Here is a 25,615-nt window from a genome sequence, read left to right as displayed (position 1 = left end):
GCGCCCTCACATTCGTTTCAAGCCGGAGATTTCTATCATGCGTCCAGCAGGCCGTAGCGCTAATCAGGTGCGTCCCGTCACCCTGACCCGTAATTACACAAAACACGCTGAAGGCTCCGTGCTGGTCGAATTCGGTGATACCAAAGTGCTGTGCACTGCCTCTATTGACGAAGGCGTTCCGCGTTTCCTGAAAGGCCAGGGCCAGGGCTGGATCACCGCTGAATACGGCATGCTGCCGCGTTCTACGCACACGCGTAACGCGCGTGAAGCGGCAAAAGGCAAGCAGGGCGGCCGGACGATGGAAATTCAGCGCCTGATTGCCCGTGCGCTGCGCGCAGCGGTTGACCTGAAAGCGCTGGGCGAATTCACGATTACTCTCGACTGCGATGTACTGCAGGCCGACGGCGGCACTCGCACTGCCTCCATTACCGGTGCCTGCGTGGCGCTGGCCGATGCGCTGAATAAGCTGGTCGCCGCCGGCAAGCTGAAAACCAATCCGATGAAAGGGATGGTGGCCGCGGTCTCCGTCGGTATCGTAAATGGCGAAGCCATCTGCGATCTGGAGTACATCGAAGACTCCGCCGCGGAGACCGACATGAACGTGGTGATGACCGAAGATGGCCGTATTATTGAGGTGCAGGGCACTGCGGAAGGTGAGCCGTTTACCCATGAAGAACTCCTCACTCTCCTGGCGTTAGCCCGAGGGGGGATCGAGTCCATTATCACGACGCAGAAGGCGGCGTTAGAAAATTAATGATTAAGGCGACTGAGAAGTCGCCTTTTTTTTGCGCTTTATCCTTCATCACACCTGCGAAGGGGAGCGCGCAGTCTGACAATGATGAAAAGTACCAAAGGAGCGAATCCATGAAGCCGTATCAGCGCCAGTTTATTGAGTTTGCGCTTAGCAAGCAGGTTCTTAAGTTTGGCGAATTCACGCTGAAATCCGGGCGCAAGAGCCCCTATTTCTTCAACGCCGGCCTGTTTAACACCGGGCGCGATCTGGCTCTGCTGGGCCGTTTTTATGCCGAGGCGCTGGTGGATTCCGGAATTGAGTTTGACCTGCTGTTTGGCCCGGCCTACAAAGGAATCCCAATCGCCACCACCACCGCGGTGGCGTTAGCCGAGCATCATGACCGCGATCTGCCTTACTGCTTTAACCGCAAAGAGGCAAAAACCCATGGCGAAGGCGGCAATCTGGTCGGTAGCCCGCTGCAGGGCCGGGTAATGCTGGTGGATGACGTGATCACCGCCGGTACGGCGATTCGCGAATCCATGGAGATTATCCAGGCCCAGGGCGCGCAGCTGGCGGGCGTTCTGATCTCCCTGGATCGTCAGGAACGCGGCCGCGGCGAGATCTCCGCCATTCAGGAAGTGGAGCGGGATTACGGCTGCCAGGTTATCTCAATCATCACTCTGAAAGAGCTGATTACTTATCTGGAAGAGAAACCCGAGATGGCGGAACACCTGGCGTCAGTTCGCGCCTATCGTGAAGCCTACGGCGTCTAAGACATACGCCCGGTAAGCGTCACGCTACCGGGCATCTCAGAAGAAGATTACTGCAGCTGTGCGGCGACCAGCGGCCAGCGGGCGTCGAAATCATCCGTCGGACGATATTTGAACTCGCTGCGCACAAAGCGCGACAGCATGCCCTCGCAGAAAGCCAGCAGCTGGCTGGCCAGCAGGGTTTCGTCGAGGGTGTAGCCTTCGCCTTCGCGCATTTTTTTCTCGCGCATCACCTGGCGTAGCTGCGCTTCGATGCGCTCAAAAAGCTGGTTGATGCGACCCTGAAGCCGGTCCTGTTCGAACATCAGCGCGTGCCCGGTGAGGATACGCGTCAGCCCAGGATTACGCTCGCCAAAGCCAAGAATCAACAGAACGATCAGGCGCAGGCGCGCGGTGGTGTCCTTTTCATCTTTCAAAATCAAATTGATGCGCGTAATCAGACTGTCTTCAATGAACTCGATCAGGCTGTCAAACATGCGGGTTTTGCTGGGAAAATGGCGATACAGCGCGGCTTCAGAGACGCCGACGGAAGCCGCCAGTTTCGCGGTGGTAATACGCTGACTACCATCGCTGGATTCCAGCATCAGCGCCAGAGATTGAAGTATTTCTTCGCGACGATTCCGTTTCGCAGTTTGCTTTTCTGCCATGTTTTAAAATACCCCTGAAAATAAGCACTTGTCAGGCAGACATCCACAACGCGACCGCAAACCAGGGCTTGCGGTAATGTTATTGCGTTATGCGCGTTGGGATGCAGATTCCGTGTTGCTGGGCTTATTTACGCCCTGAGTGACCGAAGCCGCCTTCGCCGCGGTCGGTGGCATCGAAGGATTCCACCAGGTTAAATTCCGCCTGAACGACCGGCACAAAGACCATCTGTGCGATACGTTCGCCCGGCTCGATAATAAAGCTCTGCTGACCGCGGTTCCAGACGGACACCATCAGCTGCCCCTGGTAATCGGAGTCGATAAGGCCCACCAGGTTGCCCAGGACTACGCCATGCTTATGACCCAGGCCGGAGCGCGGCAGGATCACCGCCGCCAGAGAGGGATCGGCGATATGAATCGCAAGGCCGGTCGGCAACAGCGTGGTTGCGCCCGGCGCCAGCTCTACGGCGTCGTCGAGACAGGCTCGCAGGTCAAGTCCGGCGGAGCCGGAGGTGGCATAGGTCGGCAGCGGAAATTGCTGGCCGACACGCGGGTCCAGAATCTTAACGTCGATTTTTTTCATCATAACGGGTCACGATCTCGTCGAGTAATAATTGGCCCAGGAGTTCCTTGCGCTCAAGTGGTAAGCGCTTTTCCCCATCCTGCCAGAAAAGGTGTAGTGCGTTGCTGTCGCTGTTAAAGCCCTGATTAGGCTGGGAAACATCGTTGGCGCAAATCAGGTCGAGGTTCTTGCGGGCACGTTTTTGCCGCGCATATTCTTCCACATTATTCGTTTCGGCGGCAAACCCAACGACGTAGGGGCGATGTGATTTTAGCGCCGCGACCCCGGCCACGATATCCGGGTTTTTAACCATTTTTATTGTTAATTCATCACCTTGTTTTTTTATTTTATCTTCGGCGATGACGGCGGCGCGGTAATCCGCTACCGCGGCGCAGCCAATAAAAATGTGCTGCTGCTGGGCGCCAGCCTGGACGGCCGCTTCCATCTCCAGCGCGGTAGTGACATCAATGCGCTGCACAAACGGCGGGGTCGGTAGCGATACCGGCCCGCTGATCAAGGTCACGTTCGCGCCCCGCTGCGCTGCGGCGGCGGCAATCGCGAAGCCCATCTTGCCAGAGCTGTGGTTGGTGATATAACGCACCGGATCCAATGGCTCACGGGTCGGGCCCGCGGTAATCATGAGGTTGAGATGTTGCAAATCTTTGACAGGGGAGGCGAAATGCTGCGCGGCCATGTCTACGATAGTTAACGGATCGAGCATTCTCCCCGGGCCGACGTCGCCGCAGGCCTGGCTACCGCTGTCTGGTCCCCATAGCAGCAGCCCGCGGGTAGCGAGCGTCTGCAGATTATGCTGGGTGGCCTGCGCGCGATACATCTGCTGGTTCATGGCGGGCACCACGGCAACCGGGGATGGGGTGGCAAGACAGATCGTCGACACCAGATCGTTGGCCATGCCGGCCGCCACGCGAGCGATTAAATCGGCGGTCGCTGGGGCGAGGATCACCAGGTCGGCCCATTTACCGAGCTCAATATGGCCCATTGCCGCTTCCGCCGCCGGATCGAGCAGGCTGTCGGAAACCGGATAGCCGGATACCGCCTGCAGGCTGAGTGGGGTGATGAACGCTTTTGCCGCCTCCGTCATCGCGACACGCACTTCCGCGCCGCGTTCACGCAGCCGGCGCACCAGTTCCGGGGTTTTATACGCCGCGATGCCGCCGCTGACGCCCAGGACGATTTTTTTACCCGCCAGAGTCATCATGATGTCTTCCTGTTGCCGTAGACCAGAATCCGCGCATCTTATCACAATCCTGCCGCCGTCGTGTCTCTGCCGGGCATTCACTTTGCGAGCGGCTACGCAGGGTGAAAATCGACGGGTCGGCAGCGCCGTCAGGCTGTGCCAGGATAGGCTGATTCACCCAGGAGGGCGCATGGACGGAATGGAAAATCTGATGCCACGGGAGAAGATGCTGCAATACGGCATCGAAACGCTAACGGATGTTGAGCTGCTGGCGCTGTTTCTGCGCGTCGGCACGCGTCGTCAGGATGTGCTCAGCTATGCCCAGGCGTTACTGCAGCGTTTTGGCTCACTCTACGCTCTGCTTTCCGCTGATAAAGCGCAACTGATTGCTGTAGACGGACTGGGGCTGGCGAAATATGCCCAACTGAAGGGCATTGCCGAGCTGGCGCGACGCTATTTTAGCTCGCAGCTGGTCGAGGAGGCCGCGCTGGTCACCCCCTCGATGACGCGCGAGTTTTTACAAAGCCAGCTGACGGAAGAGGAGCGCGAGATCTTTATGGTGATCTTTTTAGATAATCAGAACCGGGTGTTGAAACATAGTCGTCTTTTTTCTGGTACTCTTAGCCACGTTGAGGTGCATCCGCGAGAAATTGTACGCGAAGCCATCAAAGTGAACGCCGCCGCCGTGATCCTTGCGCATAATCATCCCTCCGGTAGCCCGGAGCCAAGTCAGGCCGACAGACTGATTACCGAAAGGGTGATAAAATGTTGTAGATTCATGGAGATACGCGTGCTTGATCATCTGGTTATCGGCCGCGGTGCGTATGTATCTTTTGCCGAACGTGGCTGGATTTAGCCCCGAACTGGCGATCCTTCGGGATCTTTGTCTGTTCGGGACTTGAGCACATCGCCGAGTCAGCGTATACTACGCCACCTTTGAGAATCTCGGGTTTGGCATTTGGGCCTGGCAGTCGAGAGTTCACATTGAACTGCGATGACCAGGCTGTAAAGCCTGACGAGGCGCCAATACCCCATACGAAGCTCGAGCTAATTTGATTTTTGGAGAATAGACATGTCCCGAGTCTGCCAAGTTACTGGCAAGCGTCCGGTGACCGGTAACAACCGTTCCCACGCACTGAACGCGACTAAACGCCGTTTCCTGCCGAACCTGCACTCTCACCGTTTCTGGGTTGAGAGCGAGAAGCGTTTTGTCACCCTGCGCGTATCTGCTAAAGGTATGCGTGTAATCGATAAGAAAGGCATCGATACAGTTCTGGCTGAACTGCGTGCCCGTGGCGAAAAGTACTAAGTACTTAGAGGAAATAAATCATGGCTAAAGGTATTCGTGAGAAAATCAAGCTGGTTTCTTCCGCTGGTACTGGTCACTTCTACACCACCACGAAGAACAAACGTACCAAACCGGAAAAAATGGAACTGAAAAAGTACGATCCGGTTGTACGTCAGCACGTTATCTACAAAGAAGCTAAAATTAAATAATTTTAGCCTCCTTGTATAAAAACCCCGCTTCGGCGGGGTTTTTTGTTTTTAAAACTCCCCCATATTGCTTTCACATACTCCCTTTTCAGTCACCTGTCCGTGAAGCACAATACGTCGGGTAAACGGAGGAAAATCATGCCTGAATTACCAGAGGTTGAAACCAGCCGCCGCGGCATCGAGCCGCACCTGGTTGGCGCAACCATTCTGCACGCCGTCGTGCGCAACGGACGGCTGCGCTGGCCGGTTTCCGAAGAGATCTATCGCCTGAGCGACGTTCCGGTTCTCAGCGTGCGTCGCCGCGCCAAATACCTGCTTCTGGAGCTGCCGGACGGCTGGATCATCGTCCATCTTGGGATGTCGGGGAGCCTGCGCATCCTGAGCGAAGAGCTGCCTGCTGAAAAACACGATCACGTTGACCTGGTCATGAGTAACGGCAAGGTGTTGCGCTACACCGATCCACGCCGCTTTGGCGCCTGGTTGTGGACCAGAACGCTGGAAGGCCATCCGGTACTGGCCCATCTTGGCCCGGAGCCGCTCAGCGACGCGTTCAACGCCGACTATCTCCAGCAAAAATGCGCGAAGAAGAAAACCGCGATCAAACCCTGGCTGATGGATAACAAGCTGGTGGTGGGCGTGGGGAATATCTACGCCAGTGAATCGCTGTTCTCCGCCGGGATCCATCCTGACCGGCTGGCGTCCTCGCTGTCGCGGGAAGAGTGTGAGCAGCTGGTGAAGGTGATTAAGCTGGTCCTGCTGCGTTCGATAGAGCAGGGCGGCACCACGTTAAAGGATTTCCTGCAAAGCGATGGCAAGCCGGGCTATTTCGCCCAGGAGCTACAGGTCTATGGCCGCAAGGGCGAACCCTGCCGGATCTGCGGCACGCCGGTCGTCGGGACCAAACATGCCCAGCGGGCGACCTTTTATTGCCGTCAGTGCCAGAAGTAGTTCTCAGGAACAGGAATGTTTGTCGGCCAGGTCAGCGGGCCTGCGGGTGCGCATCTGGTGGGCCGGGGGCGTTTGTAGGCCAGGTCAGCGTAGCGCCATCTGGCACAAAGACCGGGACAGAGCCGGTGTGAATGGCCCAGCGGCGCAGTGCTGCGCCAGCCGACGTGGCTCATGTCCCGGCAGATGCGTTACTTCAGCTTATTCAACAGCGCCTGATGCACATTAGCTGGCAGAAAGTGAGAAACGTCGCCCTGGTGGCGCGCCACTTCCTTCACCAGTGAGGAAGAGATAAACGACCACTCTTTGCACGGCATCAGAAACACGCTCTCAAGGGTGGGCATCAGGTGGCGGTTCATATGAGCCAGCTGCATCTCATACTCGAAATCCGCCACCGCCCGCAGGCCGCGGATCAGGATATTGGCCTGCTGCGCGCGCGCGAAATTGGCCATTAAATCACTGAAGCCGATAACCTCCACGTTCACCAGGTGGGCCGTCGCCTGCTCTGCCAGCGCAATGCGCTCATCAAGGCTGAACATCGGCTTTTTACTCGGGCTGGCGGCGATAGCCAGCACCACTTTATCGAACATACTTGCCGCGCGGGTGACAATATCGATATGACCGTTGGTGATGGGGTCGAAGGTACCCGGATAGATCGCTTTTGTGCTCATGATGACTCTTTCTCCGAGTAGCCGTGGCTCAGCGCCCACAGCTCGGTATATTTCGTAAACGTATACTGCGCGTTGACCATCGCCAGTAACCATCCCTGTTTACCGTCCAGCACCCCACCGCGCAATAGCAACGTCTTGAGGAACGCGCCCAGCGTATGGCTGAAAATCCCTGCCATCGAGGTCTTCTTGCCCTTCTGGTGACGCTCAAGCGCCCACGCGGCGGCATACGCCAGCTGTTTTTGCTGGAAGCCAGCGAAGTCGCGGCAGGTCAGGTGCAGGAGATCGCCGGTCAGCGGAATAACCTCGGCGCCCAGGCTATCCAGCGATTCATGGACCAGATTATCGTTATAGCGGTAACGGGCGCGTTCGTACAGGCGCAGGACGCGATCGGGATACCAACCGCTGTGGCGCATAAAGCGTCCGAGAAAATAGTTACGGCGGGCGATGCTGTAGATGGCGCCGCGCTGGGGGGCGTCCAGTACCTTAAGAATAGCCTGCCTGAGTTCTGGCGTGACGCGCTCATCGGTATCGATCATCAACACCCAGTCGCCGGTGGCGTAATCCTGCGCGCGCTGGCGCTGAATGCCATAGCCTCGCCAGTCGGTATGGGTATAGACCTGGGCGCCGAGGCGGCGGGCCAGCTCAACGGTGTTGTCGGTGCTACCGGAGTCGAGGACGATAATTTCATCCGCCCAGCTAACGGAGCCCAGACAATCCGGCAGCAGGTCGGCGGCGTTTTTAGCGATCATCACCACGGAAAGCCGGTTCGACATTAATGACTCCGCTGCGGCAGGTAAGGTTGCAGTAACTGTAGCAGACGCGACAGCGCGCCCTGGTTCTGGTGCAGCACTTCCACCGCGTGACGGCCATACCACAGACGGTAATCTTCATCGGTCAGGAGCGTGGACACCTCCCTGACCAGCGAATCGGCATCGGTAACGGTGATCAGGCCATCGTCCTGCTGCAGCTTGGCGCAGATATCTTTGAAGTTGAAGGTATGCGGACCCATCAGCACCGGAATGGCGTGCGCCGCCGGCTCTAGCGGGTTATGGCCGCCGCGCTCCACCAGGCTGCCGCCGACGAAGGCGAGGTCGGCAATGCCGTAGAGCAGCATCAGCTCGCCCATGGTATCGCCAATGACTACCTGGGTACTGGAGGAGGGGATCTCGCCGGTGCTGCGCAGAGTAAAGCTCATCCCAGCCTTTTGTACCATCTCACGGGCGTCAGGGAAGCGCTCCGGATGGCGGGGAACAAGGATCAGCAGCAGGTTCGGGAATGTCTCCAGCAGTTTTTTATGCGCCTGGAGGATGATTTGTTCTTCACCGTCGTGGGTGCTGGTGGCAATCCAGACCTTGCGGTGCGGTGCCCATTGCCGACGCAGCGTCACCGCCCGGGCCGCCAGCTCTGGCGTGACGGAGATATCGAATTTCAGGCTGCCGGTGACCGCCAGCTGGTTGCGCTTCAGCCCCAGAGAGAGGAAGCGGTTACCATCTTCTTCATTCTGCGCGGCGATAAGCGTAATGCGGCTCAACAGGCGGCGCATAAAGCCGCCCAGTTTGGCATAGCCTTTGGCGGAACGTTCGGACAGGCGCGCGTTGGCGATCACCAGCGGGATCTTACGCTTATGCAGCGCGGCCACCATATTCGGCCACAGCTCGGTCTCCATAACGATCACCAGCTTCGGCTGAACGGTGTTCAGGAAGCGGTTCATGGCGCCGGGCAGATCGTAGGGCAGATAGACGTGATGAACATCTTTGCCAAACGCCGACATGGCGCGCTCGGAGCCGGTCGGCGTCATGGTGGTGACAGTGATCGGCAGAGAAGGGTAGCGGTGGCGCAGGGCGCGGACCAGCGGAATGGCGGCTAAGGTCTCGCCGACGGAAACGGAGTGCAGCAGAATGCCATCCGGCTCTACCTTGTTCTGACAGAAGCCATAGCGTTCCGCCCAGCGTTTGCGATAGGCAGGAGCCTTACGACTGCGCAGCAGCAGCCGCAGCCACACCAGCGGCTGAATAAGGTAAAGTAGGGTGGTATAAAGCAATTCCAAACTATTTATCCGTTCTCTGTTTTGGCGGGCAAATTCTAAGCATTTAGCCCGCGTAAAGCTATCTCTTTGGCGGAAACAGCGGGTTTTTGGTCTATCCCGCGTGGCGATAACGCTTAATACGCAGATAACGGCGTCCCAGGCGCCAGCGTAAACGGAAAGTACAGGCGTTTTTCCAGATTAACCGCCAGATACCGCGGTCGAAGAATTCGTTAATAATAACATGCTTTTTGGACTCATCTTTCATGCTATCGAAGGTATGGATGATCCCCAGGCCTTCTTTGGCGATCTGCCAGCGACAGGCGGCGATATGGCGTACTTTATCCGGGTAGCGCTGGTTAATCGCCTCCAGCATCTCCAGAATCTTCATATAGTGGCGCGCCGAACGCATCAGCGTGTCGTCGTTGTCCGGCTTATGCGACACCGACTCAGAGTGAATGTAGTAATCATAGAACTGCTGACTGGTGTACTGCACGCGCTCCGCGGCCAGCAGGGCTTCTGTGGTCCATGGGATATCCTGATGGCGCAGGCCAGGCTCGAAATGGAAGTGATGCTGGCGGATAAAGTCGTGACGATAAATATTAAGCCAGGTGACGTGCAGAAACTTCCGCGAGTCCAGGGCCTGCTTAAGCCAGACATGGCCCGGCAGCACATCCGTCGAGGGCAGGCGATCCAGTGGGAAGATCGGGTGGCTCTCGCGGCGCTTTTCGTACACATAGGTGCCGTTGCAGGTAGCGATATCGAGATGTTCTTTCTCGGCCATCTCCAGCAGCGTGCGATACATGCCCGGATAGAGTTTGTCGTCGATATCCGGAAACGCGAGATATTTGCCGCTGGCGGCGGCGAGGCCGGTATTGCGCGCGACCGAGACGCCCTGGTTTTCCTGCTCCAGCACCTGGACGTTCTGCAGCCGCTCCTGCCATTCGGCGATCACCGCCAGGCTGTTGTCTGTCGAACCATCGTTCACCAGGATCAGTTCATAGCTGTCCAGCTGCTGCTGTTCAATGCACTCAAAGAATTGCGCTAGAAATTTCTCACCGTTGTAGACGGCAGCCACGATGCTCAATAAAGGCGTTTGACTCATAAATCTTCGATCCTGGTTAACTAACGGCGTCAGGTGCGCTGCAGCTGACGGTACTGCTGACAAATGGATACGACGCTGAATTTTTCCAGCGCGGCATCGTCGATGGCCGGCGGGTTATGGTAAATGCTTTGCATCGTCTGAGCCAGCGCCGGACTGGTGAGATCCGCCAGACCGCGGGCAAGTTCGCCGGTGAGGATCTCGGTGACGCCGCCGGGGCAGCGGGTGCTGGCGACCGGAGTATGTAACAGTAGCGCCTCCACCACCACATTGCCGAATCCTTCGCTATCGGAGCTCAAAACCAGCATCCGTGCGCCTTTGATCCACGGTAAGGGGTTTTTCTGAAAGCCTTTGAACCACACCCGATCGTCAATGTGCAGCGTTTTTGCCAGCTGGCGCAGGCGCGGCTCTTGCTCCGGTTTTCCCTGGCCTAGCAGCACCAGCGGTGCGTCGATGCCGCTCTGCGCATAGGCTTCAAGCAGGCGGTCATGGCGTTTGCCCGGATGGAAGCGACCGACGTGAATCAGGTAGTCACCGTCCGGGCGCTCGCTATCGGCTTCCGCCTCGGCGCGCAGGGCAGTGATATCGAAGGGATTGTAGATGGTTTTCAGCTGTGCCGGGCGCAGGGCAAACTCTTCCACCAGATCTCGCCCCACCGCGTCGGAAACCGTCACCACGTTGCGACCCTGATAAATTCGCTTAATTTTCTGCTGCTTCATCCAGCGGTCAAAGCCGGTGCGGTGCCCGAGATAGGAGGCAGAGAATACGCCGTGCAGACAGAACCAGACGTTACGCTCGCGCAGCGCCCGGCTGCGGGCGACGATGCGGTCGGTTTTGTGCAGGTTGGAGAGCACAAGGTCAAATTGCCCCTGCTGTTCGGCCCGCACGACTGCGGCATCCAGCTGGCGGGCGCGGCGGGACAGCTCGGTCAGCTTGCGCCACGGTTTACGGCAGCGATCGGCAACTACCTGGTAGTCGAGCCCCTCGGGCAATGGGTACTCGCAGACATCGCGCAGCGAAATGAGCGACACCCGATCGCCGTCGCGCAGGAACTGTGCCGCCAGGGTCAGAACCACTTTTTCCGCGCCGCCGCCGGGTAAGCCGTCAATCACAAATAAGATGCGCATCGTTATTTCACCAGATCCTGATAAAGAGAAAGCAGCTGGGTTGAGAGTCGCTCGCTGGTGCAGGCCATAATGCGCTCGCGGGCGTGACCGCCTTCCGCGGAGCCCAGCGCGCGCGCGGGCAGGGCCATTACCGCCTGCTGTAGCGCCGGGATATCCAGAGCGTCGCAGACGTAACCATTGTGGCCGTCGACGATAAACTCCGCCCCGCCGCAGCCGGTAGTGGTGATCACCGGCAGACCGCAGGCCATTGCCTCGAGGATGACGTTGGGGAACGGATCGTAGAGGGTGGGCAGCAGCAGACCATCGGCCATTTGATAGAAGGGCAATGTCTCCGACTGCATGCCGAAGAAGCGCACCCGCGCTTCACAGTTCAGGCTCTTCGCCAGCGCCTGATAGCGCGGCTGATCCTTATCTTTGCCGACCACCAGCAGGTAGCGATCGGTGGGAGCGATGGCGCGGATCGCCGCCGCCAGCCCTTTACGTTCAAAGCCGGAGCCGACGTAGATCAGGCAGGTCGCCTGCAGCGGCAGCTGCCATTTGGCGCGTAAGGCGGCAAAGGTCTCTTCGTCTGGCGGCAGGAAGCGCTGGTTGTCAATGGCGTTGTAAATAACGTGGATCTTCTCCGCCGGCAGGCCAAAGTCTTCGATAATCTCGCGCTTGATCATCTCGGCGTTGCAGATCACCCCGCGCAGGTGTGAGTCTTCATACATCTCGCGTTCCGCCTGCATGACGTAGCGGTGGTAACGGTCGGCGAACAGCAGGCGGCTTTTCCAGGCCGGTAAAATGCGCGAGCGCTGCTGCAGCCAGCGGCGATGAACGCCATCGCCAGCGCGGTAGAGATCGCAGCCGGGAATACGTTCATGGCTCTGCACCAGGTCGAAGGACTCGCGCTGCCAGAGCGCGCGCGCGGCGTTGGCAAAGCCGCGCTCGCGGCTGATGCGCCCCCATTTACGTGGGTTACAGATATGGATCTGCCAGTCCGGTTTCACCGGCCCCTGCCATTCGCGGGTGATGACGTTCAGTTGCAGATGACTGCTGTCGAGGGCTTCCAGCGCGCGGGAGACAAACCGTTCTGCGCCGCCGTCCGGGCGGTACTTCTGCCGCACCAGAGCCAGCCTGAATTTACTCATGCCAGTACCTTTTTCGCCGCCGCGATCACGGCGTCGGTAGGAATTAAATCAAGATAACGTTCGTCGGTGTTGGTGTTGATAGCGTCCGGATCGGGCAGCGGACCGAAGTCGCCGGCCCAGATCACCTCGCCTTTCGCCTGCCACGGACGCCAGAAGGTCAGCTTCGAGGGACCGAACAGGGCGACCAGCGGAGTGCCAAGGGCTGCAGCCATATGCATCGGCACCGAGTCGACGCCGATAAACAACCGGGCATGATCGATCACCGCCGCCAGCTGGCGCAGCGTTAACTGGCCGGCTAAAGAGTGTAGTCGCGCCTGCGGGCAGCCGGCGATGATGGTATCCACCATCTTCTTCTCTCTAGCATCGGGGCCGGAGGTGAGCACCACCGCGTATCCTTCGGCGGACAGCGCGTTGATCAGGGCGCTCATCCGATCTTCACGCCAGCATTTAAAGAACCAGCGCGACGTCGGCTGGATGACGATGTAGTGTTCCCGGAAGTCCTCCGGCAGCAGGGCGCGGCTGGCGGCCCAGTCTGCTTCGCTGTAGCCCATCCGCGCCGGCGCATCGTTCAACTGGAGACCGAGCGGAGCGAGAATAGAGAGATTCTGCTGTACCGTATGCAGCTGGTTGTGCTGTTGGGTGGAGGCCAGCGCGGTGTGGCAATAGCGCCAGACCGGGTGGCGGCGCTTCGGAAAATCAAAACCAATCCGCGTCGCGGCGCCGGTCAGTTTGCTGATAACCGCGCTCGGCCACTGGTCGGCCAGGTTAAGCACCATATCGTACCGCTGCTGGCGCAGCGTCTGAATGAGCTGCCATTGCATCTTCAGCTGATACCTTTTTCCCTGCTTTTTCCAGCGGCGATCGAGACCATAAATATGGTGGATATCGGGGTTGGCTGCGAGCATATCCCGGGTCTCTTCATACAACAGGACATCCACGCTGGCGGCGGGGTACTGCTGTTTCAGCGCGTGAATAAGCGGCGTGATCAGCAGCATGTCGCCATGATGGCGCAGCTTAATGACCAGGATCCGCGCCGGGTTCAACGGGCCGCGGGAGAGGGTTTCAGGCGTCATACTCTGTTCTTCATCCAGGATAAGGGTTCCGATTCTAGGGGATCAGACAGATTGAGAGAAGCGTTGTATTGCTCTACCATGACCCGATACGTATGGCCTGAGGACGTTTTCGTGCACAATCCCGCATTTCTCATCACGATTGATACAGAGGGCGATAACCTCTGGCAAAAACATGACAGCATCACCACCGAGAATGCGCGTTATCTTCCGCGTTTTCAGCAGCTTTGCGAAAAGTATGGCTTTAAACCGGTCTATTTGACCAACTATGAAATGGCCATCGACCCCTTTTATATCGAATTCGCCAGAGACGTGATTGCCCGCGGCACCGCGGAAGTCGGCATGCATCTGCATGCGTGGAACAGCCCGCCGACCGAGCCGCTGACTGCAGATGACTGGCGCCATAAGCCTTATCTTATTGAATACAGCGACGCTATGATGCGTGAGAAGGTCGACTATATGACGCGTCTGCTGGAGGATACCTTCCAGACCAAAATGGTTAGCCATCGCGCCGGGCGCTGGGCTTTTGACGAGCGCTATGCGCGTCTGCTGGTGGAGTACGGGTATCAGGTGGATTGCTCGGTGACCCCGCGGGTGAACTGGAAGACCGCCAAGGGGGCGCCGCAGGGCGATGGCGGGACCGATTATCGCCGCTTTCCGCAGCATGCCTATTTCCTCGATGAAAATGACATCAGCCGCGAGGGCCACTCGCCGCTGCTGGAAGTGCCGATGAGCATCCAGTACAAGCACTCAGCGTGGATGAACAGCGTGAAGCAGGGTTACGACCGCCTGCGCGGCAAAGTGCGCTCCCCCTCCGTACACTGGCTGCGACCGATGGGCGGCAATGTGGAGACGATGAAAAAAGTCGTCGAACAAACGTTGACGCAGGGCAATGACTACGTGGAATATATGCTCCACTCTTCAGAGTATATGCCCGGCGGCAGCCCCACGTTCCAGAATGAACGGGATATTGAGCGTTTATACGCTGACCTCGAAGCCTTTTTTAGCTGGCTGGCGCCGCAGGTGAAGGGCATGACGTTGGCAGAATATTACCAGCGGAAAATTACACAGCGCTAACACAGCTCAAGGTACCGTATGCGTATCCTTAAACAATTAACGCGGAAAAAGAATGCCTTTTTCCGCGGCATTAAATTTAATTTAATTAACTATCGATACAGAAATAAGCCGGCGCGTAAAGCCTTCGACCCAGCGGCTGTGCGCCGCGTGCTGCTATTGCGTCTGGATGATAAAGTCGGTGATATGGTGGTCACGACCGGCTGCGCCAGAATACTGGCCGAACGGGGATATCAGGTTTCGGTGTTAACCGGACCAATATGCAGCGAAATATTAGCAGGCTCAGAATTCATTCAGCAAGTATATTTATATCGGCCCCGCATGTCCTTAAATACGTTGCGGGCGGCGGGTTTTGATGCGGTTATCGATTTTGATGACGTGACCAGCTATGAACGCTTTAAATTACTCGCCGATTTACGGGCGACCAGCGTGATTGGTTTTAATAAAGAGCCCTATAAACTTTACGATCACTCAATCGCTTTTTTTGACGGCAATAGCCATATTTCCCTGCGCTATAAGCAGGTGGTGAAGCTGTTTGGCATCGTTGACGACCGCCCGTATCACTATCATCTCCCCGGCTGCCGCCATGAGCGGGAGAAAGTGGCCCGCTTGCTTTCTCAGGCCGGAGAGGTCGAACTGCGTATCGCCATTAACCCTTTTCCCGCCTCCGAGGATAAAGACTTCTGTCGTCACCAGGTGGCGACCCTGGTCGAGCGGCTACATGCTCTGCCTTACCGGGTCTGTATCGTGATGGTGGGGCGCAGTGAAAAAATCCGCCAGCTGGGGCTGGATATGGCGCTGTACATCGCCGACAGCACCATCAACTCCGCCGTAGAAGTGATCCGCAGCTGTGATTTAGTCATTACGCCGGATACCTCGATCGTGCATATTGCCCGGGCTTTCGATAAGCCGATGGTGGCGGTCTATAACAAACGCAAACTCAAGAATACCGGGCTGCCCGGCTATCACATCTGGGCGCCGGGCTATGACAAGGCGAAGCAGATAGTCTGTGAAGAAGCGAATGTCGCCGATGTGGCGATTGAGTCGGTGTGGCCCGTGATTAAAGAGCAGGCCGACCGGCTGGTCGCCGCCCGCAGTTGATTTAAAAAGTTAATATAAAAAGGGCCGCTGACGGCCCTTTTTGTTAGCGTTTTTCCGCCAACCCTTTGCTGAGCGCAATGCCCAGCGGCAGCCAGAACAGCACCCAGGTTTCCCGGGGATTGCTGATGATAAACATCCCCTGCGAGGCCATAAACACCAGCGCGTAAAACAGGATCGCCAGACTGTAGCGGCTGTCGGTATGGCGCTTGCGCCACGCCTGCCATAGCCCGCAGGCAATGATCGCCAACAGCAGCAGTAACCCCACGATGCCGCCTTTCAGCAGGGCGCCCATATACACACTGTGGGTGGTGGTGATGTGCTCGCCGCTGTAGTTGATGAAATCCAGTTCATAGCTGAAACCGCGCCCCAGCCACGGCTGGCTGGCCATCTCCGACAGCGTATGGTGCCAGATGCTCAGGCGCAGCCCGCTTTGGGTGCCCAGCTCCTCGAAACGGGCGAGCAGCATGTCGCCCACCGGCGTCATGACCAAAAGCAGCGCCACCAGCACGGCCAGCGCCGCGGCGATCAGCAGGTTGCGGCGGGTGAAGACGTGCAGGTGCAGCGTACAGCCGACCGCCAGCACCAGGGCGATGATCGGCCCACGGCTTTGGGTGAGCAGCAGCATCACCAGCATGATGACCACCGGCAGATAGAGCCAGTGGCTGGCTTTTTCTTTCAGTAGCATGCCGCAGATTAAAATGCCGATGCCGCAGTAACCGGCAAGGTCGATAACGTTCGTTGGTCCGGGGTTCTCGGGGGAGACCGCTCGTTCGGTGAGAACCAGCGTATGGTCGATAATCAGCGTCCACAGGGAGAGCACGGTGATCCCGCCGACCACCGCCAGCATCGCCAGCCGGCGGGGTCGTCCGTCCCTGAGCAGCATCGTCATCAGCAACAGATACCCGGTCAGATACACGCCGTGGGTGATCGGCGAGTCAATATGCTGCGGCGTATGGCCCCACACATTACTGAGGGCGTAATAGATAAAGAAAGCCGCCAGCAGCGTCCAGGTCTGCCACTGCTCGCGTAACACCCCGGCCAGCGCCTGGCGGTTTTCCTGGCGTACCAGCGACAGCAATAGCAGCAGGATCGATAAATGCAGCAGATTATTGGTCCGGGTGGACATGCAAAAAATCGCGCTGAAAAATAGAAACAAAGGAAAGACAATCGAGTAACCCTGTCTGGCGAAGTTACTCACTTTTAAAGTACTCATTAAACGCAACCTTTTCGAAGATAGTATCCGGCACAGCGCTTTCTGGGGAAAAATTAATCACCCGAATCTGGCGTTGCTGCAGTACCTGCGCGGCATGCGCAAAGGAGGGCATGACGAGGGTATCCACTTTTGTTGCCAGGTAAGAAGGCAATTTTTCTTGTTGTGTTTCGTAGAATCGCGGCTGGTTAAAGTTGGTCATATCCAGGCCGCTCACCAGGATAGTATTGAAGCCCAGCCAGGCGAGAATTTGCAGCGCCCAGTAGACCACCGTGCCGGCATCAAAGATGCCCTGGCGAATATCGGTGCTAAAACAGATATCCGGGCGCTGAGGATGAAAGCACATCGCCGCATTCTGCTGGTAAGTGCGCTTTATCGCTTCGCTGGCGACTTTCGGCTGGTAAATCTTATAGCAACCGTCCTCAATCAACGCCAAACGGCAGCGCAGCGCGTCCCCATAGCGATCGACGATTTTGGCGATCCCGTGCATGGTGGTGAACAGCAAAATATCCGGCTGGCTGACAATGGCGCGGATAATGTCCGGCTTCTTATCGAAAAATTCCATGTCGACGATGGTATAGAGCGAAAAGTGCAGCCGGTCGGCAAGATGCCAGGCGCCATTGACGCCCATCACCGGGATCGTTTTCGACAACAGGGAAAAATCGATATTGCGGGTTGAGGGGCCGGTGGCGGTCAGCAGGACTTCGCCCTGCATACTGTTTTTCAGCGCGCTCAGGCTGACCAGCGGCACCGTTTTCCCTTTATAGCGTAACGCGCTGATTTCGCCGCTTGGCGCGCGCGTAATACGGGTAAAAGGCCACAGATTTTCATTGTGGCGATACGCGCGAGGGCGCGTATAGCGGTAGATCTGCTTAAACAGGGATCCCATCAGAGCAGCCCCTGATTTTGCAGGAGAAGATGAATCCGGCTGGCCGCAATATCGCCGGTGCTGGCGCTGTTTTCCGGCCGCACGATATGCTGGTTTTTACCGTATCCGCCAATCAGCCCCGGGTCGGTCGGGCCGTAGAGCGTAAAGTTCGGTTTATCCAGCGCGGCGGTCAGATGGCTCAGCCCGGTATCGACCGAGACGACGGCCCGGGCGCCGGCCAGAACCTGCGCTACCTGCTCAAGGCTCATGCGCGGCAGCACTTCAACATACTCCCGGCCTTCCGCCAGCCGCTTCGCCCGCGCCTCTTCGTGCGGGGCGCCCCACGGCAGCTTAATGTGGACGCCGCTGTCGGCCAGCAGGTCGAGAAGCTCCTGCCAGCGGGTTTCCGGCCAGTGCTTATCGTCGCGGGTGGTGGCGTGCAGAAACACCAGATAGGGCGCGGCAGCGCTAGCCTCGTGCTGCAGGAAATGGCGCGCAATGGCGTAATCCCCCTGGGTCAGGGGTTTCGCGTAGCCAAGGCTTTTGGCGAACAGCTCACGGGTACGCTCCACCGCGTGCTGTTGTTTCGCGATATGGTGCCGGCGGTTGTAAAACAGGCTCGCCAGCGGCTCGCGGGCCGATTGCCAGTCCATACCGTGCTTGACGCCGTGCGCCAGGCGAGTAACCAGCGCGGCGCTTTTCACCAGCCCCTGGGCGTCGATGATGGCGTCATACTTTACCGCCTGAACGGCCTCGCGAAAGGCTTGACGCTCGGCTTTGATCGGCGCGGAGAACCAGGCTTTGCGCCAGCGGCGGATCGCCACCGGGATCACCCGTTCGACGCTTTTATGCCAGGAGGGGATCTGCGCGAAACCCTCTTCAACCACCCAGTCGAAGCGGATGCCGGGGATAGCCTGCGCGGCGTCGGTTAGCGCGGGCAGCGTGTGCAGCACGTCGCCCATGGAGGAGGTTTTAACGATCAATACCCGCATCCGTTACGCTTCCTCGTGCTCGGTTTTTTCCGCTAACAGTTCGTTCAGCTCTTGCAGGACGCGTTCTGGGGTGATGTCGATCAGGCTCTGATGATAGCCTTCGGCGGCATCGCCTTTGCGCACCTTGTGGTAGCCGGTAATCAGACGGATAACCCGCGCTTTATGCGACAGCGGCGGGGTAAAGTCCGGACTGCTCGGGCCATACAGCGCCACCAGCGGGCGGTCCAGCGCCGCGGCGACGTGCATCAGCCCCGAATCGTTAGTCACTACAGCTTTACAGGCGGCGATCAGAATGACCGCCTGCTCCAGCTGGGTTTCACCCGCCAGATTACGGCACCAGGCCTGCTGCTCGCTGCTGAGGGCGGCGATGATCTCTTTGCCGGCCTCGTTATCTTTCGCCGAGCCGAAAAGCGCAATCTGATAGCCATCGTCGATAAGCTTTTTCGCCAGCGCAGCATAGTGATAGTGCGGCCAGCGTTTGGCCGGGCCGAACTCCGCGCCGGGGCAGAAGCCGATGATAGGCCGATCGTTGGACAGGTTAAAGGCGCTGCAGGCCTGCGACTTTTCCCCTTCGTTGACCTGCAGCTGCGGCCACAGCAGCGGCTGCGGCAGATCTTTGGCGCAGCGCATCACGCCGTTGTCGTAGGCCAGCGCCACGTAGCGTTCCACCATCAGCGGCCAGGCGTCTTTGTCCAGCACCCGGGCGTCGTTGAGCAGGCCGTAGCGCATCTCGCCGCGCCAGCCGGTGCGCAGCGGGATATTGGCAAAGAAAGGGACTAATGCCGATTTAAACGAGTTCGGCAGCACGTAAGCGCGATCGTAGCGACGTTCGCGCAGGCTGTGGCCGAGCTTACGGCGTTCGCCGATAGCCAGCGCGCCGTGACCCAGCGGCATCGGGATCGCTTCGTTCACTTCCGGCATGCGCGAAAGCAACGGACGGCACCAGGCTGGCGCCATCACGTCGATAATCGCCTGGGGATAGCGCGCCCTGAGCGTACGATAAAGACTTTGCGACATCATCATGTCGCCCACCCAAGACGGGCCTACCACCAATATTTTCATGCTTGTTTCTTACGCGTCGCGGTTTAGCCAGGCCATATATTCCGTTACGCCTTCGGCAACGGTTTTGAACGGTTTGTCATAGCCCGCTTTGCGCAGGTTAGTCAGATCCGCCTGAGTGAACGCCTGGTAGCGGCCTTTCAGTTTGTCCGGGAACGGGATGTACTCGATGCTGCCTTTTTTGTGGTACGCCAGGGTCGCATCGGCAACCGCCTGGAAGGATTCCGCACGGCCGGTGCCGAGGTTGAAGATGCCGGAAACGCCGTTTTCCCAGAACCACAGGTTGACGTCAGCCACGTCGCCCACGTAGACGAAGTCGCGCTTGAAGCCGTCGCTGCCTTCGAACAGTTTCGGGCTTTCGCCATTATTCAGCTGGGTATTGAGGTGGAAAGCGACGCTCGCCATGCTGCCTTTGTGGCCTTCGCGCGGCCCGTAGACGTTAAAGTAGCGGAAGCCGACGATCTGCGAATTGGCTTCCGGCAGGATCTGGCGGACGTATTCGTCGAACAGGAATTTGGAGTAGCCGTAAACGTTCAGCGGCTGTTCGTACTCGCGGGACTCGATGAAGTCGCTGGTGCGTCCGCCATAGGTGGCCGCGGAGGAGGCGTACAGGAACGGGATTTCGCGCTCCAGGCAGTAGTGCAGCAGCTCTTTGGAGTACTGATAGTTGTTGTCCATCATGTACTTGCCATCCCACTCGGTAGTGGAAGAGCACGCGCCTTCGTGGAAGATTGCTTCGATTTCACCGAACTCTTCACCCGCCATAATCTGGATCAGAAAGTCTTCTTTATCCATGTAGTCAGCGATGTTCAGGTCAACCAGGTTTACAAACTTGGTGCCGTCTTTCAGATTGTCGACAACCAGAATGTCGGTGATGCCTTTGTCATTCAGCGCTTTAACGATGTTGCTGCCGATAAAGCCTGCGCCGCCGGTAACGATGATCATAACTGTACCTTTGAAGTTGAGAGCCCGGAGACAATCCGGACATGAATGCTCTTATCATATCACCACATGAGCAAGCCTACAGCCATTCGCAGAATAAGGTGCTGGGCTGACGTGATTTATGCTGCAAATAATTCATTCAGGCCTGCATCATCTCGTATCAGCGTATAGCTTTGGGTAATATGTGCCAAATTTTGCCGAATCTGGAGAGTTGCAATGCGTGGTGATTTCTACAAACAGTTAACTAGCAATCTGGAGACCGCTCGGGCCGAAGGGTTGTTCAAAGAAGAGCGCATCATCACCTCGGCGCAGCAGGCGGACATTACCGTCGGCGACAGCCACGTGATTAACTTCTGCGCCAATAACTATCTGGGTCTGGCGAACCACCCGGAACTGATTGCCGCGGCGAAATCCGGCATGGACAGCCACGGTTTCGGGATGGCCTCGGTACGCTTCATCTGCGGCACCCAGGATACGCATAAGCAGCTGGAGAAGAAGCTGGCCGATTTCCTCGGTATGGAAGACGCGATCCTCTACTCCTCCTGTTTCGACGCCAACGGCGGCCTGTTTGAAACGCTGCTCGGCCCGGAAGACGCCATTATCTCCGACGCCCTGAACCATGCCTCGATCATCGACGGCGTGCGTCTGTGTAAAGCGAAGCGCTTCCGCTATGCCAACAACGATATGCAAGAGCTGGAGGCGCGTCTGAAAGAAGCTCGCGAGGCCGGCGCGCGTCACGTGCTGATCGCCACCGACGGCGTGTTCTCGATGGATGGCGTGATCGCCAACCTGCAAGGCGTTTGCGACCTGGCGGATAAATACGATGCGCTGGTGATGGTCGATGACTCCCACGCCGTCGGCTTCGTCGGCGAAAACGGCCGCGGCTCCCACGAATACTGCGATGTGATGGGGCGTGTCGACATCATCACCGGCACGCTGGGTAAAGCGCTGGGCGGCGCCTCCGGCGGCTACACCGCCGCGCGCAAAGAGGTGGTCGAGTGGCTGCGCCAGCGCTCCCGTCCGTATCTGTTCTCCAACTCTCTGGCGCCGGCCATCGTGGCCGCCTCCATCAAAGTGCTGGAGATGGTTGAAGAGGGGGCAGACCTGCGCGATCGCCTGTGGGCTAACGCGCGTCTGTTCCGCGAAAAAATGACCGCGGCAGGCTTCACGCTGGCCGGCGCCGACCACGCCATCATTCCGGTGATGCTGGGCGAGGCGGTGGTGGCGCAGAACTTTGCCCGCGAGCTGCAGAAAGAAGGGATCTATGTCACCGGCTTCTTCTATCCGGTGGTACCGAAAGGCCAGGCGCGTATTCGCACCCAGATGTCGGCGGCGCATACCCCTGAACAAATTGAGCGTGCGGTGGAAGCCTTTACCCGCATCGGCAAACAACTGGGCGTCATCGCCTAATAAGGGTATGAGATGAAAGCGTTATCCAAACTGAAAGCGGAAGAAGGCATCTGGATGACCGACGTACCGGAACCGGAAGTCGGCCATAACGATCTGCTGATTAAAATCCGCAAGACCGCCATTTGCGGGACCGACGTGCACATCTACAACTGGGATGAGTGGTCGCAGAAGACCATTCCGGTGCCGATGGTGGTCGGTCACGAATATGTCGGCGAAGTGGTGGGGATTGGTCAGGAAGTGCGCGGCTTTAAGATTGGCGACCGCGTCTCCGGCGAAGGGCATATCACCTGCGGCCACTGCCGTAACTGCCGCGCGGGCCGCACCCATCTGTGCCGCAACACCATCGGCGTGGGCGTCAACCGCCCGGGCTGCTTTGCTGAGTATCTGGTGATCCCGGCCTTTAACGCCTTTAAAATCCCCGACAATATCTCTGATGACCTGGCGTCTATCTTCGACCCGTTCGGCAACGCGGTGCACACCGCGCTCTCCTTCGATCTGGTCGGGGAAGACGTGCTGGTTTCCGGCGCCGGTCCGATCGGCGTGATGGCGGCGGCGGTAGCGAAACACGTCGGCGCGCGTAACGTGGTGATCACCGACGTCAACGAGTACCGTCTTGAGCTGGCGCGCAAAATGGGCGTTACCCGCGCGGTGAACGTGGCCAAAGAGAACCTTAATGACGTGATGGCCGAGCTGGGGATGACCGAAGGTTTCGATGTGGGTCTGGAGATGTCCGGCGCGCCGCCGGCGTTTCGCAGCATGCTTGATACCATGAACCACGGCGGCCGTATCGCGATGCTGGGTATCCCGCCGTCGGATATGTCCATCGACTGGACCAAGGTCATCTTCAAAGGGCTGTTTATCAAAGGTATCTATGGTCGCGAAATGTTCGAAACCTGGTACAAGATGGCGGCGCTGATCCAGTCTGGTCTGGATCTCTCACCGATCATCACCCACCGCTTCGGCATTGATGACTTCCAGAAAGGTTTTGACGCGATGCGCTCCGGCCAGTCCGGTAAAGTGGTTTTGAGCTGGGACTAATCCCCCATGCTGGCGTAAAAATCAGCAAAAAAGGCGCCTGCGGGCGCCTTAATTTAGATTTGGATAACATTTTTAGCCTGCTTAATATTAAGCGCACAATTTCTACATCGATTTTACGGTTATTCGCTTATACAGTGTGTTTAGTCGCAGTTTAACTTTGTAACTATCATGCTTAAACTCTCCGTATGCTTACTGACCTGTAACTCTGCGCGCCTGCTGATGGAGGTGCTGCCGCCTCTGCTGAAGGTGGCCGATGAATGTATCGTCGTCGACTCCGGCAGTACCGACGAAACCGTCGCTATTTGCCAGCAGTTTGGTCTCACCGTCCATCACCATGCCTATAAAGCCCACGGCGCGCAGATGAACTATGCCATCGGACTGGCCAGCCATGACTGGGTGCTGTGCATGGACAGCGACGAAATTCTTGATAATGACGTGGTGGCGGCCATTCAGGCGCTAAAAGCGGGGGAGGAGCCTGAGCCGACCTGCGCCTGGCGTCTGCCGCGCTACTGGTTTGTGCTAGGCAAACAGGTACGGACTATCTACCCCATTTCCTCACCGGATTATCCGGTGCGCCTCTTTAACCGCCAGCAGGCGCGGTTTAACGATCGGCCGGTGGATGACCAGGTGGTCGGACACGCGAGCTCCGTCAGGCTGCCGGGCTTCGTTCGCCACGATACCTTTTATTCGCTGCATGAAGTGTTTAATAAGCTGAACAGCTATACCACCCGGCTGGTGAAGTACCAGCAGATCAAACCTTCGCTGACGCGGGGGATCGTCAGCGCCATTGGCGCTTTCTTTAAGTGGTATCTGTTTAGCGGAGCGTGGCGCTATGGCAAAGTCGGCGTGGTGACCGGCCTGTACGCGACGTTTTACAGCTTTCTGAAATATTTTAAGGCGTGGTACGCCCACGAAGATAACCAGGCGCCCGTCGCGCAAAAGCGAACGGACCCCTGAGTGGTCTAGTTGCCGGGGTTGTCCCAGCCCTGCCATTTGAGGCGATAGTACTGGATCAGCGCGCTCTGGCTGATGCTATCGCTGAGGATAGTGAAGAAGCGGCTGGCGTTCACAGGCTCCAGTGGGCGCTTCGGTTTGCAAGACTTCACGCCATGGAACGGATTACGCGGCTTCTGCTGCGTTTGTTGCGCAGGCGGCTGGGCGTAGTTTGGCGTCGAGTTGTCGACCTGCGGCTCGTTCAGCAGGCTGCTCGGGCGCACCAGCGTGATATCCGGCGGCAGGTTATAGACCATCTGCTGCAGCACCCGCACCGTCGTCGGATGCGGATGGCCAATGGCTATCGCCGAACCGTTGCGCCGCGCCAGGGCGATGGCGCGATTGAACTGGTTGCGGATATCGGCTTCATTCTGCGTATCGTCGAGAAACACTTTGCGCTTAATCCCCTTCACGCCGGTACCCTGCGCGGCGCGCATGGCCTGGGTGTTGCCGATGGTGACGCTGTCGAGAAAATAGAGATTGTAGCGCTCCAGGGCCTGCATCACCTTCTGCATGCCAAACAGGTTGGAGGTCATCGCGCTGCCCATATGGTTATTCAGCCCGACGGCGTAAGGGACTTTGCCGTAAGCCTCGCGAATAATGCGCTCGATCTCCTCGCTGCTCATTTCGGGACGCAGGGTGTCTTTTTCCAGCGGCTGTTTGCTGAGCGGCGCCATTGGCAGATGGATGAGCACTTCATGGCCCTGATTATGCGCTTTAGTGGCCATTTCCCGGGCGTGCGGCGCGTTCGGCAGCACGGCGACGGAGATAGTTGCCGGCAGCGCCAGCACCTGATTCTCGGTCTGCGGGCGGTAGCCAAAATCGTCAATAACGATGGAGAGTTTGCCAGCGAACGCTGGCGCCGCCAGAGCCAGCGAACCGGCTACGGCAAGAGCAATTGCGCGAAATTGAAGCAAAACTTATCTTCCCAACCACGGCTGTGGATTGACCGCCTGACCCTGGCGGCGAATTTCGAAATAGAGCGACGGACGGCCCTGACCGCCGCTGCTGCCTACGAGCGCGATAGGCTGGCCGGCACGCACCTGGGTACCAACGCTGACCAGCGCGCTTTGGTTATAGCCATACAGGCTCATGTCGCCTTTGCCATGTTCGACCACCACCACCAGACCATAGCCCTGCAGCCAGTCGGCCAGAATGACCCGACCATCGGCAATGGCTCTGACTTCGGTGCCTTCAGACGCGGCGATAACCATCCCTTTCCAACGTAGTTCACCTTGCAGCTGTTCGCCATATCGATGAAGGAGCGGACCGCGAACCGGCCAGAACGCCTGACCGCGCGGCGAGCCCAGCCCGCCGGTGCGTGACATCAGCGAACGCTCACTTTCCGTTGGTTTATAGGTGGTGCCTTTGCGCGATGCTTCCTGCTGGCGGTTCCGCCCCCCCCGCGCCGCCCCGTCCCCCCCCCCCCCGCTCCTTCCGCGATGACCTCTGTGCTACT

27 protein-coding genes and 1 pseudogene are annotated in these 25,615 nt (G+C 58.0%); 11 read left to right on the top strand and 17 right to left on the bottom strand.

What is annotated here, in order from left to right:
- The first annotated feature begins 37 nt into the window (after positions 1 to 37).
- Both rph and pyrE read left to right on the top strand, forming a co-directional pair.
- Positions 38 to 754, top strand: a complete 717-nt coding sequence (gene rph, locus HMPREF9538_RS25535) for a ribonuclease PH (RefSeq protein WP_002922602.1) — start codon at positions 38 to 40, stop codon at positions 752 to 754.
- A gap of 110 nt (positions 755 to 864) precedes the next feature.
- Positions 865 to 1,506 carry an orotate phosphoribosyltransferase gene (gene pyrE / locus HMPREF9538_RS25540; RefSeq protein ID WP_002922600.1) on the top strand — a complete coding sequence of 214 codons (642 nt, stop codon included), beginning with the start codon at positions 865 to 867 and terminating at the stop codon, positions 1,504 to 1,506.
- 47 nt (positions 1,507 to 1,553) lie between these two features.
- Here pyrE and slmA read toward each other — a convergent pair whose 3' ends face one another.
- The 3 genes from slmA to coaBC all read right to left on the bottom strand — a co-directional run bounded on the left by slmA (position 1,554) and on the right by coaBC (position 3,925).
- The gene (gene slmA / locus HMPREF9538_RS25545; RefSeq protein WP_002922598.1) at positions 1,554 to 2,150 is read right to left on the bottom strand and encodes a nucleoid occlusion factor SlmA; all 597 of its coding nucleotides are present in this window, start codon (positions 2,148 to 2,150) and stop codon (positions 1,554 to 1,556) included.
- A gap of 124 nt (positions 2,151 to 2,274) precedes the next feature.
- Positions 2,275 to 2,733 carry a dUTP diphosphatase gene (dut, locus tag HMPREF9538_RS25550; protein WP_004145270.1) on the bottom strand — a complete coding sequence of 153 codons (459 nt, stop codon included), beginning with the start codon at positions 2,731 to 2,733 and terminating at the stop codon, positions 2,275 to 2,277.
- Positions 2,711 to 3,925 (bottom strand): bifunctional phosphopantothenoylcysteine decarboxylase/phosphopantothenate--cysteine ligase CoaBC, encoded by a 1,215-nt coding sequence (gene coaBC / locus HMPREF9538_RS25555; protein WP_004188117.1) that lies wholly within the window; start codon positions 3,923 to 3,925, stop codon positions 2,711 to 2,713. Before coaBC ends, dut begins: the two co-directional genes overlap by 23 nt.
- Before the next feature lie 172 nt (positions 3,926 to 4,097).
- Between coaBC and radC the strand changes: the two genes are divergently transcribed.
- The 4 genes from radC to mutM all read left to right on the top strand — a co-directional run bounded on the left by radC (position 4,098) and on the right by mutM (position 6,349).
- Positions 4,098 to 4,763, top strand: a complete 666-nt coding sequence (radC, locus tag HMPREF9538_RS25560; RefSeq protein ID WP_002922589.1) for a RadC family protein — start codon at positions 4,098 to 4,100, stop codon at positions 4,761 to 4,763.
- 216 nt (positions 4,764 to 4,979) lie between these two features.
- Positions 4,980 to 5,216: a 50S ribosomal protein L28 gene (rpmB, locus tag HMPREF9538_RS25565; RefSeq protein WP_000091955.1), complete on the top strand. Its 237-nt coding sequence runs from the start codon at positions 4,980 to 4,982 to the stop codon at positions 5,214 to 5,216.
- A gap of 20 nt (positions 5,217 to 5,236) precedes the next feature.
- Positions 5,237 to 5,404: a 50S ribosomal protein L33 gene (gene rpmG, locus HMPREF9538_RS25570; protein ID WP_002922510.1), complete on the top strand. Its 168-nt coding sequence runs from the start codon at positions 5,237 to 5,239 to the stop codon at positions 5,402 to 5,404.
- 135 nt (positions 5,405 to 5,539) lie between these two features.
- On the top strand, positions 5,540 to 6,349 hold the full coding sequence (gene mutM, locus HMPREF9538_RS25575) for a bifunctional DNA-formamidopyrimidine glycosylase/DNA-(apurinic or apyrimidinic site) lyase (RefSeq protein ID WP_004173907.1): 810 nt from the start codon (positions 5,540 to 5,542) through the stop codon (positions 6,347 to 6,349).
- Positions 6,350 to 6,537: 188 nt separating this feature from the next.
- On the opposite strand, the gene coaD is transcribed toward mutM, so the two are convergent.
- The 7 genes from coaD to rfaQ form a co-directional block, all read right to left on the bottom strand.
- Positions 6,538 to 7,017 (bottom strand): pantetheine-phosphate adenylyltransferase, encoded by a 480-nt coding sequence (gene coaD / locus HMPREF9538_RS25580; protein WP_002922501.1) that lies wholly within the window; start codon positions 7,015 to 7,017, stop codon positions 6,538 to 6,540.
- The gene (locus tag HMPREF9538_RS25585) at positions 7,014 to 7,790 is read right to left on the bottom strand and encodes a glycosyltransferase family 2 protein (protein WP_004145264.1); all 777 of its coding nucleotides are present in this window, start codon (positions 7,788 to 7,790) and stop codon (positions 7,014 to 7,016) included. Before HMPREF9538_RS25585 ends, coaD begins: the two co-directional genes overlap by 4 nt.
- A complete protein-coding gene (waaA, locus tag HMPREF9538_RS25590) occupies positions 7,790 to 9,064 on the bottom strand; it encodes a lipid IV(A) 3-deoxy-D-manno-octulosonic acid transferase (RefSeq protein ID WP_004145263.1) in 1,275 nt (424 codons plus the stop codon). Before waaA ends, HMPREF9538_RS25585 begins: the two co-directional genes overlap by 1 nt.
- 91 nt (positions 9,065 to 9,155) lie before the next feature.
- Positions 9,156 to 10,145, bottom strand: coding sequence for a glycosyltransferase (locus HMPREF9538_RS25595; RefSeq protein WP_004173909.1), 990 nt, complete (start codon positions 10,143 to 10,145; stop codon positions 9,156 to 9,158).
- A gap of 29 nt (positions 10,146 to 10,174) precedes the next feature.
- The gene (locus tag HMPREF9538_RS25600) at positions 10,175 to 11,269 is read right to left on the bottom strand and encodes a glycosyltransferase (RefSeq protein ID WP_009483924.1); all 1,095 of its coding nucleotides are present in this window, start codon (positions 11,267 to 11,269) and stop codon (positions 10,175 to 10,177) included.
- Between the two features lie 2 nt (positions 11,270 to 11,271).
- Positions 11,272 to 12,399, bottom strand: a complete 1,128-nt coding sequence (locus HMPREF9538_RS25605; protein WP_009308781.1) for a glycosyltransferase family 4 protein — start codon at positions 12,397 to 12,399, stop codon at positions 11,272 to 11,274.
- The gene (gene rfaQ / locus HMPREF9538_RS25610; RefSeq protein ID WP_004181527.1) at positions 12,396 to 13,472 is read right to left on the bottom strand and encodes a putative lipopolysaccharide heptosyltransferase III; all 1,077 of its coding nucleotides are present in this window, start codon (positions 13,470 to 13,472) and stop codon (positions 12,396 to 12,398) included. Before rfaQ ends, HMPREF9538_RS25605 begins: the two co-directional genes overlap by 4 nt.
- A 111-nt stretch (positions 13,473 to 13,583) precedes the next feature.
- On the opposite strand from rfaQ, the gene HMPREF9538_RS25615 reads away from it, so the two are divergent.
- A complete protein-coding gene (locus HMPREF9538_RS25615; RefSeq protein ID WP_002922494.1) occupies positions 13,584 to 14,546 on the top strand; it encodes a polysaccharide deacetylase family protein in 963 nt (320 codons plus the stop codon).
- 18 nt (positions 14,547 to 14,564) lie between these two features.
- On the top strand, positions 14,565 to 15,644 hold the full coding sequence (locus HMPREF9538_RS25620) for a glycosyltransferase family 9 protein (protein ID WP_009483922.1): 1,080 nt from the start codon (positions 14,565 to 14,567) through the stop codon (positions 15,642 to 15,644).
- 43 nt (positions 15,645 to 15,687) lie between these two features.
- On the opposite strand, the gene HMPREF9538_RS25625 is transcribed toward HMPREF9538_RS25620, so the two are convergent.
- The 5 genes from HMPREF9538_RS25625 to rfaD are packed head-to-tail and all read right to left on the bottom strand — an operon-like array spanning position 15,688 to position 20,718.
- Positions 15,688 to 16,857, bottom strand: coding sequence for an O-antigen ligase family protein (locus tag HMPREF9538_RS25625; RefSeq protein WP_032456976.1), 1,170 nt, complete (start codon positions 16,855 to 16,857; stop codon positions 15,688 to 15,690).
- Positions 16,835 to 17,743: a sugar glycosyltransferase gene (locus HMPREF9538_RS25630; RefSeq protein WP_002922468.1), complete on the bottom strand. Its 909-nt coding sequence runs from the start codon at positions 17,741 to 17,743 to the stop codon at positions 16,835 to 16,837. Before HMPREF9538_RS25630 ends, HMPREF9538_RS25625 begins: the two co-directional genes overlap by 23 nt.
- Positions 17,743 to 18,714, bottom strand: coding sequence for a lipopolysaccharide heptosyltransferase RfaC (rfaC, locus tag HMPREF9538_RS25635; RefSeq protein ID WP_009483920.1), 972 nt, complete (start codon positions 18,712 to 18,714; stop codon positions 17,743 to 17,745). Before rfaC ends, HMPREF9538_RS25630 begins: the two co-directional genes overlap by 1 nt.
- A 3-nt stretch (positions 18,715 to 18,717) precedes the next feature.
- Complete coding sequence (gene rfaF / locus HMPREF9538_RS25640; RefSeq protein ID WP_004145251.1) at positions 18,718 to 19,776, bottom strand: ADP-heptose--LPS heptosyltransferase RfaF; 1,059 nt, start codon at positions 19,774 to 19,776, stop codon at positions 18,718 to 18,720.
- A gap of 9 nt (positions 19,777 to 19,785) precedes the next feature.
- Entirely contained in the window at positions 19,786 to 20,718 is a 933-nt protein-coding gene (rfaD, locus tag HMPREF9538_RS25645; RefSeq protein ID WP_002922463.1) for an ADP-glyceromanno-heptose 6-epimerase, read from the bottom strand.
- A gap of 213 nt (positions 20,719 to 20,931) precedes the next feature.
- On the opposite strand from rfaD, the gene kbl reads away from it, so the two are divergent.
- From kbl to HMPREF9538_RS25660, 3 genes are all read left to right on the top strand, one after another.
- Positions 20,932 to 22,125, top strand: coding sequence for a glycine C-acetyltransferase (gene kbl / locus HMPREF9538_RS25650; RefSeq protein WP_002922462.1), 1,194 nt, complete (start codon positions 20,932 to 20,934; stop codon positions 22,123 to 22,125).
- 12 nt (positions 22,126 to 22,137) lie between these two features.
- The gene (gene tdh, locus HMPREF9538_RS25655; RefSeq protein ID WP_002922461.1) at positions 22,138 to 23,163 is read left to right on the top strand and encodes an L-threonine 3-dehydrogenase; all 1,026 of its coding nucleotides are present in this window, start codon (positions 22,138 to 22,140) and stop codon (positions 23,161 to 23,163) included.
- 168 nt (positions 23,164 to 23,331) lie between these two features.
- Entirely contained in the window at positions 23,332 to 24,120 is a 789-nt protein-coding gene (locus tag HMPREF9538_RS25660) for a glycosyltransferase family 2 protein (RefSeq protein ID WP_004186125.1), read from the top strand.
- A gap of 5 nt (positions 24,121 to 24,125) precedes the next feature.
- Here the strand turns inward: HMPREF9538_RS25660 and HMPREF9538_RS0126775 are convergent, their stop codons facing one another.
- Complete coding sequence (locus HMPREF9538_RS0126775; protein WP_032456975.1) at positions 24,126 to 25,073, bottom strand: divergent polysaccharide deacetylase family protein; 948 nt, start codon at positions 25,071 to 25,073, stop codon at positions 24,126 to 24,128.
- Between the two features lie 3 nt (positions 25,074 to 25,076).
- Positions 25,077 to 25,556, bottom strand: a pseudogene (gene envC / locus HMPREF9538_RS32720) (murein hydrolase activator EnvC); the annotation flags it as partial.
- Between the last annotated feature and the right edge of the window lie 59 nt (positions 25,557 to 25,615).

The sequence above is a fragment of the Klebsiella sp. MS 92-3 genome (assembly GCF_000195655.1).
Lineage (GTDB): Bacteria > Pseudomonadota > Gammaproteobacteria > Enterobacterales > Enterobacteriaceae > Klebsiella > Klebsiella pneumoniae.
The sequence above is the reverse complement of the archived record's forward strand: the minus strand, read 5'-3'. Positions and strand labels throughout refer to the sequence as shown.